Below are 10,407 nucleotides of genomic sequence, written 5' to 3'. Positions count from 1 at the left end.
AGTAGATGAGTGGACGGGTAGGCGGATGGGAGAGAGTCGAGTTTTGAGTTGAATAATCGGGCTTATGCTCAGGGACTTGTCCCTGTTCTTAGAACCCGGTTTGGAACCTCAGGGTTTAATGTCTCCTACAAATTGATTTACAAAACATAGGTTTAAACCGATGATCGGCTAGTTCTTTCCGTTGGGTCCAGGGCGGCGGAACGACCCTGGTCGAAGGGGGACTGGGGCCAGCGAAATGGCCCCAGCAGCAGATCTGGCTTTCTTCCACCTACTTACGTCAGCCTAGGAACTCTCCTACTGAAGTAGCTTATTTCCCAAAAAGTGTCTCAGTCCTCGACCCAGCGCGGCACATACTGCCAGCCGTTGCGAATTTCATCGCGGTACTGCTGGTGTCCGGGCTGCTTCTCTTCAACCAGCTGCCAAAAGGCGGCGGAATGGTTCATGTGCACGGTATGACACAGCTCGTGGACAAAAACGTAGTGAACGAGTTCGGGGGGCAAAAACAGCAGCTTGTAGTTAAGGCTGATGTCTTTATTGGATGAACAGCTAGCCCAGCGAGTTTTCTGCCCCCGAATAGAAATGCGGCCAAAAGGCAGGTTGAGCACAAAACTCAGCTCCCGCAGCCAGGGAGCAAATTCGGCTCGGGCCTTGCGGCTGAGCCACTGGCGCAGCAGATCGGTACAGGCAGCGCTATTGTCCACAGGGCCGCGCAGCAGCAGGGTTTGGGGACCGCTCTGGGTCATGGCCAGGGTGCGGGCAGCGGCGACCTGATATTCAACTTGCCAGGTTTGGTGGCGCGATCGCACCTCGATCTGCCCTGGCTTTTCCTCAAAATGCTCGTCGGCTAAGGTCGCGGTTTGGTGGGCCAAGCGCAGCTGCGATCGCCATAGCCAATCACGCCGCCGATGCAGCAACTCGGGCACCTGAGCGTAATCGAAGCCATTGGGAACCACCACCTCGATCTGGCCGTTGAGGTGAACTTTGATCGAAACATGGCGGGCGCGGCTGCTTTCCCGAATCTGGTAGTCGGGCAGCGCCACCGGGTCAGCAGAAAAAAGCTGGAGCTGTTCAGATGTTTCAGCCATAGGGCAGCAGGAGACGGCACTCTATCTAGTTTAGATAGCCTGTTCTATCCTACGTTGCCCTAGAAAAGAGAGCAAAAGTTCCTGATGGGGCTGCCCAATGGGTCGTTCTGCCTGGGCACGGGCAGAGTAGCGCTGACCTCGGCGAATATCCTCAACGCTCCACAGGCCCAAATCCAATCCTTCTGTTAGCACCAGGTTTTCCACCGGTACCACCAGCGGCCCATGGTAAACGTGACGTACCACAGTTTCAGATTCCGATCGTTTAAACCGCGCTAGCTGGGGCGCGTCATAACCAATCTCTTCCTGCAGTTCCCGGTATACGGCAACATCGGGCGATTCACCCGGTTCCAAATGGCCACCAAAGAAGGCCCAATGACCCGGCCAGGCAATGGTAGGAATGTCGTCACGCAGCTGTAGGAGGAAGCGATCGCCTTGGTAGAGAATAGCGATCGCCACCTCAGGTTTCGAAGTCATAGTGTGGGCTAGCTGTAGTGCAGCAAATACAACGCGAAGCTGGGGAAATCATACCCACGCGATGCGCCCGTCCGCTATGTCCAGCATCACTATATAGATCACGGTTGAGAAGCAGCTCAAGAAAACGAGATGAAGCGAATGTAACCATTTGGGAAACCCAACGCCCCTTGCTACCGTCCCGATCCCCGCCCCTCCCAGGTGGGTGCAAAGCTATTGATCTTTCCCGCTATCGTGCTGCCCTTGGGGTAAATAGTCCTAGTCATGGTCGATGCCTCCTGAGTCGTCATACCCTCAGCTACAGCCTCAACGTCCGCCATTTCGGATATTTCAAGCCCTTTGCAACCCGCCAAAGATCAAGGTTTGAACATCAATAATTAACATTAATTAACAAAAAGAGCGCCAAACTGCCAATTTGGAGATATCGAGTCGGTTGTTTATTGAGTTTTGTTAATAGAACCCTGATCTAGAGATCAATTTTGTGATCAGAGCATTTCTGGAAGCTTTATGGATCAAGGGATTCCGCAGATTGAATTATTGTTAACCTCGGTCAAAAAGGGTCAAATTGCGAGACTATAATGCTCAAGAGCAATCACCGCCTAAGTATCGGTTGTGCCTGTAAGCGATCGCGCACCTGGGTACAGTTTTAGCCAAGGCGATTGATTCTCGATTTGCTTTTGTCTAGAGAGAGGAGAGTCTCCATGACAACTACCCCGCGCGAGCGGGAGGCGAAAGCCAAAGTCATCGTTGATAAGGATCCAGTACCTACTTCTTTTGAGAGGTGGGGCAAGCCGGGTCACTTTGATCGGACTTTAGCTAAGGGACCCAAAACCACCACTTGGATTTGGAACCTTCACGCCGACGCTCACGATTTTGATAGTCATACCAGTGATTTAGAAGACATTTCGCGCAAAATCTTTAGCGCTCACTTCGGTCACTTAGCCGTCATCTTTATCTGGCTCAGCGGCATGTACTTCCATGGCGCTAAGTTTTCAAACTTCGAAGCCTGGATGACCAACCCCACGGGTATCAAGCCCAGCGCTCAGGTGGTCTGGCCGATCTTCGGTCAAGAAATCCTGAATGCCGATGTGGGGGGTGGCTTCCACGGTATTCAAATTACGTCTGGATTGTTCCAGTACTGGCGCGCTGCTGGCTTTACCAATGGCTTCCAGCTGTACTGCACCGCCATTGGGGCGCTGGTGATGGCTGGCCTGATGCTGTTTGCAGGCTGGTTCCACTACCACAAGCGCGCTCCCAAGCTGGAGTGGTTCCAAAACGTGGAATCAATGATGAACCACCACCTGGCAGGCCTGCTCGGTCTGGGCTGCCTGAGCTGGGCGGGTCACCAAATCCACGTGGCGCTTCCCGTTAATAAAATGTTGGATGCTGGCGTGGCTCCGCAGGATATTCCCCTGCCCCACGAATTCATCCTCAATAAAGCCTTGATGGCTGACCTCTACCCCAGCTTTGCTGAGGGTCTGAAGCCCTTCTTCACCCTGAACTGGGGTGTATACGCTGACTTCCTTACCTTTAAGGGCGGTTTGAACCCCGTGACTGGCGGCCTCTGGCTGTCGGATACGGCTCACCACCACCTAGCCCTGGCGGTGCTCTTTATTGTTGCGGGCCACATGTACCGCACCAACTGGGGCATTGGCCACAGCATGAAGGAGATTTTGGAAGGTCACAAGGGCGATCCTCTGCTCTTTGGTGGCAAGGGCCACGATGGCCTGTACGAGAACCTGACCACCTCCTGGCATGCCCAGCTGGCGGTTAACCTGGCCATCCTCGGTTCCATCACCATCATCGTGGCGCAGCACATGTACGCCATGCCTCCTTATCCGTACATCGCGACGGATTACCCCACCCAGCTGTCACTGTTTACCCACCACATGTGGATTGGCGGCTTCTTGATCGTGGGAGCCGGTGCTCACGCTGCCATCTTTATGGTGCGCGACTATGACCCGGCGGTGAATATGGACAACGCCCTCGATCGCATGCTGCGATCGCGTGATGCCATCATCTCCCACCTCAACTGGGTGTGTATTTTCCTCGGCTTCCACAGCTTTGGTCTGTACATCCACAACGACACCATGCGGGCCTTGGGCCGTCCCCAAGACATGTTCTCTGACTCCGCAATTCAGCTACAGCCGATCTTTGCCCAGTGGGTGCAAGGGTTCCACGCTGCTGCTGCCGGAGCTACCGCACCCAACGCCATGGCTAGTGTTAGCCCTGTGTTTGGTGGTGATGTTGTGGCCGTGGCTGGCAAGGTAGCGATGATGCCCATGACCCTCGGCACCGCCGACTTCATGGTGCACCACATCCACGCCTTCACCATTCACGTAACGGCACTGATTCTTCTCAAGGGTGTGTTGTACGCCCGCAGCTCTCGGCTTGTACCCGACAAAGGCGAACTGGGCTTCCGGTTCCCCTGCGACGGTCCGGGTCGGGGCGGCACCTGTCAGGTTTCCGCTTGGGACCACGTGTTCCTCGGCCTGTTCTGGATGTACAACTGCCTATCGATTGTTATCTTCCACTTCAGTTGGAAGATGCAGTCCGACATTTGGGGCACAGTGAGCCCCGATGGCACGGTGAGTCATATCACCGGCGGTAACTTCGCCCAAAGTGCGATCACCATCAACGGCTGGCTGCGCGACTTCCTGTGGGCGCAAGCCTCTCAGGTAATCGGCTCCTACGGGTCGGCGCTATCGGCCTACGGTCTGATGTTCTTGGGTGCTCACTTTGTGTGGGCGTTCAGCCTGATGTTCCTATTCAGCGGTCGCGGCTACTGGCAAGAGCTGATCGAGTCCATTGTCTGGGCGCACAGCAAATTGAAAGTAGCTCCCGCTATTCAGCCCCGCGCCCTGAGCATCACTCAAGGTCGGGCTGTGGGTGTGGCTCACTATCTCCTTGGAGGTATTGCCACTACCTGGGCCTTCTTCCTGGCTCGAATTATCGCGGTGGGCTAGGTTTCTCGTCATGGAATCTCCTGGGGGCGCAGGCTCTGCGCCCCTACATACCGCACTCATGACTCAAATGTCGTACTAGAATCCGTTTTGATTCATGGCAACTAAATTCCCTAAATTCAGCCAGGATCTGGCTGCCGATCCGACCACACGGCGGATTTGGTATGGGATTGCCACCGCCCACGACTTTGAAAGCCACGACGGCATGACGGAGGAGAATCTTTACCAAAAGATTTTTGCTTCGCACTTTGGCCACCTGGCAATCATCTTCCTGTGGACGTCGGGCAACCTGTTCCACGTCGCCTGGCAAGGCAACTTTGAACAGTGGATCAAAGATCCGCTCAACATCAAACCAATCGCCCACGCGATTTGGGATCCCCACTTTGGCCAGCCTGCGGTAGATGCCTTCTCCCAGGCCGGGTCTTCAACCCCGGTTAACGTGGCGTTCTCCGGTGTGTACCACTGGTGGTACACCATCGGGATGCGCACCAACAACGACCTCTACAGCGGCGCGGTCTTTCTGCTGATTCTGTCGGCTGTCTTCCTGTTCGCAGGTTGGCTCCACCTTCAGCCTAAGTTTCGCCCCAGCTTGTCCTGGTTCAAAAATGCTGAGTCTCGCCTCAACCACCACCTAGCTGGTCTGTTTGGCGTCAGCTCTCTGGCCTGGACCGGGCACCTGGTGCACGTGGCTATCCCCGAATCTCGCGGTGTCCACGTGGGTTGGGACAACTTCCTCTCGATGAAGCCCCACCCCGAAGGCTTGATGCCTTTCTTCACCGGTAACTGGGGGGTCTACGCCCAGAACCCCGATACCTCTAGCCATATCTTTGGTACGGCGACCGGGTCTGGTTCTGCGATTCTGACCTTCCTGGGTGGCTTCCATCCTCAGACAGAGTCTCTCTGGCTGACGGATATGGCCCACCACCACCTGGCGATCGCGGTGATCTTCATCATCGCCGGGCACATGTACCGCACCAACTTCGGCATTGGCCACAGCATCAAGGAAATCTTGAATGCTCACAAGCCACCGGGCGGCGGTCTGGGTGAGGGTCACAAGGGTCTCTACGACACCTTGAACAACTCCCTTCACTTCCAGCTGGCTCTGGCCCTGGCTTCCTTGGGTGTGGTGACCTCACTGGTGGCGCAGCACATGTATGCGTTGCCTCCCTATGCCTTCATGGCACGGGACTACACCACTCAAGCGGCTCTGTATACCCACCACCAGTACATCGCTGGCTTCATTATGGTGGGGGCCTTTGCCCACGGCGCGATCTTCCTAATTCGCGATTACGACCCCGTTGCTAATAAGAACAACGTCCTCGATCGCGTTCTGCAACACAAGGAAGCGATCATCTCGCACCTGAGCTGGGTGTCGCTGTTCCTCGGTTTCCACACCCTAGGTCTGTACGTCCACAACGACGTGGTGGTTGCCTTTGGCACCCCCGAAAAGCAGATTCTGGTTGAGCCTGTCTTTGCCCAATGGGTACAGGCAGCCTCTGGTAAGCTGCTCTACGGCTTCGATACTCTGCTGTCGAACCCCGATAGCGTGACCCAAACCGCCAACGCCGTCTGGCTACCCGGCTGGTTTGAGGCCATCAACAGCAACGCCAACTCGCTGTTTCTGACCATTGGCCCTGGCGACTTCCTGGTTCACCATGCGATCGCCCTGGGTCTGCACACCACCACCCTGATCTTGGTCAAGGGTGCTCTGGATGCACGCGGTTCAAAGCTGATGCCCGACAAAAAAGATTTCGGCTACAGCTTCCCCTGCGACGGCCCTGGCCGTGGCGGCACCTGCGACATCTCCGCCTGGGATTCCTTCTACCTGGCCATGTTCTGGATGCTCAACACCATTGGTTGGGTGACCTTCTACTGGCACTGGAAGCATCTTGCACTGTGGTCGGGCAACGTGGCTCAGTTCAACGAGTCATCGAACTACCTGATGGGCTGGCTGCGCGACTACCTGTGGCTCAACAGCTCTCAGCTCATCAACGGCTACAATCCCTACGGCATGAATAACCTAGCTGTCTGGGCCTGGATGTTCCTCTTTGGACACCTGGTTTGGGCCACCGGCTTCATGTTCTTGATCTCCTGGCGCGGTTACTGGCAAGAGTTGATCGAAACTCTGGTCTGGGCCCACGAGCGCACTCCCCTGGCGAACCTGGTTCGCTGGAAGGACAAGCCCGTTGCCATGTCGATTATTCAGGGTCGAGTTGTGGGTCTAGCTCACTTTACGGTGGGTTACATTCTCACCTACGCGGCCTTCCTGATAGCCTCAACGTCAAGCCGTTTCGGCTAGCGAGTTAGGTTAGTTAGGTAAACGTAAAGCGCCCCACTGCATTGCAGTGGGGCGCTTTATTTATGCAAGTTTCTCTGTCTGTAGGGAATTTTGAGAGCGGTACATCTTCCTCTGTCTTAATTTGAAAGGACTGCTCTTATCCCAGTACGTCAAAACTTGGAAAGAAGGTTCCCGTACGTGAGTATCTAAGGTGGAGAGTGTGGGAATGGAGGAAAAATCAACACTTAGAGTATCCAGGGGTTCAGCCGTACCAAAGGAAAACCTTAGGGCTTTTCTAGATTTGTGCTCAAAGCTGTATATCGAAATATAAATGATCTTGTTAGAGGGGTTGAGAGCTTTAGCAAGGCTATATGAGTCCGACGTATCACTAGATACTAGAAGAACTGGTGCTGTTTACCATACCGCATCTATTCAATTTTCTGTAATCTCACGTATATTTAGAGGAGAGCTTCGCTTGCTCCAAGGCATACTTAGCAATTGACGCCCTACATTTCTTTAGTGTGTTCTCCCCGTAGTTAATGAAGTACATCAGTTCGCGTTATAGCTGACGCGAAATTACTACGCGGGAAAAATATTATGGCGGTTGATTACTCTCTGGTTAGGGTAACCCTGCGCTTCACTGATCCATCCCTTGATCTTGAGGAACAAGATCTTGAGGTTCAAAAGCTATTGCCACAGTTAGCTCAGTTGGCTATATCTGGAGACGTCGAGCAATCAGGTCGAGTCATTGATCCTAATCCCCCTGAGCAAAGTAAGGGTTTTGGATTTTTGTTAGGGTTGCTTCAGGCTGAAGTAAGTGCTGCTAACTTTAAGGCCTTATCCCAGTTTTTGGGCGAACGTCTCTTGGGCAAAACCATAGAGATGGAAGTAGAGGCCAATGGCAAAAAATTAAAGTTAAAAGCTAGCAGTCAGGCTGAATTATTTGCTGCCCTGAAGGTAGCCCAAGAGTTTATTGCTAACTAGGGGGCTGTTATTGTGGCAAAGTTTGCACTGTTGATAGGCATTAGCAACTACTCGTCTGGCTTGTCCCTCTTACCTGCAGCGGTTAGGGACGTTCAAGCATTGCAGAGTGTATTGCAGAATCCCGACATAGGTAATTTTGATCGAGTTCAGACGATACTTGATCAAGATGTTCAGATCATTCGGCGTTCTATCGAAGATCACTTTTTACAATGTGGTCGAGATGATCTAGCCTTGCTGTTTTTTTCAGGTCACGGCATTAAAGATGATTTTGGAAGGCTCTATCTTGCCGGTAAGGAGACCTCTAAGGATAAGCATGGAAATCTTATTCGCTCAACTTCAGTTGAGACATCGTTTATTCAAGAAACTATGTCTCGCAGTCGATCACGCCATAAGGTTGTAATTCTAGACTGTTGTTTCAGCGGTGCTTTTGGAGAAGGCTTTTTAGCTAAAGATGACGGTTTAATTGACATCGAAAACCAGCTAGGTGGAGAAGGAGTCGCCGTTTTGACTTCCTCAACCTCTATGCAGTATTCCTTTGAACGCGAGGACTCAGACACTTCCATTTATACACGTTACCTAGTCGAGGGTATTGAAACAGGGGCCGCTGATTTAGATGGCGATGGACTAATTTCAAGTCAAGAATTACATAACTACACAGCCCAGAGAGTAACTGAAGCCGTCCCAGCTATGAGGCCTAAGTTCTTTGTTTTTGAAGAGGGGTTCCGCATTTACCTTGCTCAAGCACCTACCAAAGATCCCATGCTTCAATATCGTCGTGAGGTGGAGCATGCGGCTAAGTTCAATTCAAATTCTGGGGAGATCTCTGAAATTGCCCAACAAACGTTAACATTGCTACGAGAAAACCTTGGCATTCCAAGAGATACCGCAGATAGAATCACCTACGAGGTATTAGAGCCATATCGCAAAAAGAAGCAAAATCTTCAAAGCTATGAACATACTCTATATGGTGTTCTACGTGAAGAATATCCATTGTCCAAACGATCCGAATCAGAACTCAAACGTCTTCAAAATATTTCGGGCTTGCAAGATGAAGATGTTGAGCCAATTCGTTCTAGATTGATATCGGAAAAAGAGGTATCTGGTTTCCTTGCTCCCTTAAACGAAGAAAATCAGGATGATAATGTTGAGTTAAATAGCTTCATTGATCCACAATCACCTGTAGTAAAGTCAGATTCACCAGAGAGCCCTAGCCTTACCCAGGCTTCACTGTTTCCGGCATTTTTTGGTCGAGAGGATTCAGGGAGCGAGCCCAATCAGCCTGAGCGGTTTAGTTTCGTTATATCGTTGATAGCATTAGGCGCTTTTATTACTACTGCTGTTTTAGGAGTATTCGCCTATCAGTATTTATGGAAAGGAGGGCTCAGAGAACCAGCAATAGCTTCCCAGTCAGCAGCTTTTCCACCCACTGTTGGTGAGTTCATGGATAAGCTAGCAATGCGTATAGAAGAAGTAAATCAGGAAGGAGTGAGCAATGGTCACAGAGCGTGGAGTATGTATAAGGAGGATGGGAACATTGATGGTGCCATCCAAGAACTAAAGAAAGTTCTTCCAATTAGTTCTGAACATGCTGCTGCTCAGGAGAGACTGACGGCGTGGCAAACAGACTTTGGAAGAAATCAAAAGAATTTAGATCTAAGCAAAGAAGCCTTAAGCATTGGCAGATTAACTGCGGCAGAGAACTATGCTAGGGCGCTTGATAGTACGCAGGATTACTGGAGTACTAACCAGCAAGACCTACTGAATAGCATCTCACAGGAGCGCGCTAAGATAGCTCAGGAGCGCGCTAGGATAGCTCGCCAGAGTCATCGACTGATCTGTGGGACTCGTAACTTAGGAACTAGCCTGAGCCAGTTTCAAGTTGATGCCCAAGGTAAACCAATCTCAGATGCATCCGGAGAATTTAATTTGGTTCAAACTAATTCCTTATTGGAGGGAACTAAGGTTGCTTTAACAAGATCGCCAGCTAGTTCACAAATGAGTAGCCTTGATCTAAGTTTTGTGGAAGTGAAAGAAGGGCCTGCTATAGGGAAGATAGGTTGGGTTGACTCAAATAACCTATGCCAATTGGCAGACTAATAAACTATTTGAGATCTCTACAGTGAAATGAAATGGGAATTAGTTGTTAACTAAAAGTTTCACCATTTCAACCTTTCCTACTATCAGGAGAATCATTTAATTCATTGCCTTTATCTTGCTTGGTGACTGCCGAGTCTTATCGACATCTAGGGACAACTAGTACTTGGATTGGTGCTCAACAGCCAAAACAGTACCCAAAGCCAAAATAGCTCTGCTACGCTGGGAATCTAGCCGCTATGAGACCTTAAGCAATGTCGATAGGACTGCAAACAACTTCATCAGCTACTACAGTTGCTAAGTTTAAGGCTCTCTCTGACCCGCTGCGGCTGGAGGTAATTGAGCTGCTGCGATCGCAGGAAATGTGCGTGTGCGATCTGTGCGATCGGATGGCGATCGCACAGTCAAAGCTCTCCTTTCACCTCAAAACCCTGCGCGAAGCCGGGCTGATCTCCGCTCGTCAGGATGGCCGCTGGATCTACTACAGCCTCAACCCGGTGGAGTTCGGCGAGCTAGAAGACTACCTCAGTAC

General features: G+C 51.7%; 7 protein-coding genes. 5 read left to right on the top strand and 2 right to left on the bottom strand.

Features of this window, described 5'->3' with window-relative positions; translation table 11 throughout:
* Positions 1-326: 326 nt before the first annotated feature.
* Positions 327-1,085, bottom strand: a complete 759-nt coding sequence (locus IQ273_RS24670) for a M48 family metallopeptidase (RefSeq protein ID WP_194025798.1) — start codon at positions 1,083-1,085, stop codon at positions 327-329.
* A gap of 30 nt (positions 1,086-1,115) precedes the next feature.
* On the bottom strand, positions 1,116-1,559 hold the full coding sequence (locus IQ273_RS24665) for an NUDIX hydrolase (protein ID WP_194025797.1): 444 nt from the start codon (positions 1,557-1,559) through the stop codon (positions 1,116-1,118).
* 698 nt (positions 1,560-2,257) lie between these two features.
* On the opposite strand from IQ273_RS24665, the gene psaA reads away from it, so the two are divergent.
* The 5 genes from psaA to IQ273_RS24640 all read left to right on the top strand — a co-directional run.
* The gene (gene psaA, locus IQ273_RS24660; RefSeq protein ID WP_194025796.1) at positions 2,258-4,522 is read left to right on the top strand and encodes a photosystem I core protein PsaA; all 2,265 of its coding nucleotides are present in this window, start codon (positions 2,258-2,260) and stop codon (positions 4,520-4,522) included.
* A gap of 94 nt (positions 4,523-4,616) precedes the next feature.
* Positions 4,617-6,818, top strand: a complete 2,202-nt coding sequence (gene psaB / locus IQ273_RS24655; RefSeq protein WP_194025795.1) for a photosystem I core protein PsaB — start codon at positions 4,617-4,619, stop codon at positions 6,816-6,818.
* Between the two features lie 576 nt (positions 6,819-7,394).
* Complete coding sequence (locus IQ273_RS24650; protein WP_194025794.1) at positions 7,395-7,781, top strand: hypothetical protein; 387 nt, start codon at positions 7,395-7,397, stop codon at positions 7,779-7,781.
* A 12-nt stretch (positions 7,782-7,793) separates the two neighbouring features.
* The gene (locus IQ273_RS24645) at positions 7,794-9,878 is read left to right on the top strand and encodes a caspase domain-containing protein (protein ID WP_194025793.1); all 2,085 of its coding nucleotides are present in this window, start codon (positions 7,794-7,796) and stop codon (positions 9,876-9,878) included.
* Positions 9,879-10,129: 251 nt separating this feature from the next.
* Positions 10,130-10,407, top strand: a 278-nt coding sequence (locus IQ273_RS24640; RefSeq protein ID WP_194025792.1) for a helix-turn-helix transcriptional regulator, incomplete at its 3' end; no start/stop codon positions are given.

Origin of the sequence: Nodosilinea sp. LEGE 07298 (assembly GCF_015207265.1) — a bacterium.
GTDB lineage: Bacteria > Cyanobacteriota > Cyanobacteriia > Phormidesmidales > Phormidesmidaceae > Nodosilinea.
The sequence above is the reverse complement of the archived record's forward strand: the minus strand, read 5'-3'. Positions and strand labels throughout refer to the sequence as shown.

Excerpts from the sequence above, each read along its gene's own strand:
- psaB (WP_194025795.1), top strand. The coding sequence starts at position 4,617 with ATGGCAACTAAATTCCCTAAATTCAGCCAGGATCTGGCTGCCGATCCG.
- IQ273_RS24670 (WP_194025798.1), bottom strand. The coding sequence starts at position 1,085 with ATGGCTGAAACATCTGAACAGCTCCAGCTTTTTTCTGCTGACCCGGTG.
- IQ273_RS24665 (WP_194025797.1), bottom strand. The coding sequence starts at position 1,559 with ATGACTTCGAAACCTGAGGTGGCGATCGCTATTCTCTACCAAGGCGAT.
- psaA (WP_194025796.1), top strand. The coding sequence starts at position 2,258 with ATGACAACTACCCCGCGCGAGCGGGAGGCGAAAGCCAAAGTCATCGTT.
- IQ273_RS24650 (WP_194025794.1), top strand. The coding sequence starts at position 7,395 with ATGGCGGTTGATTACTCTCTGGTTAGGGTAACCCTGCGCTTCACTGAT.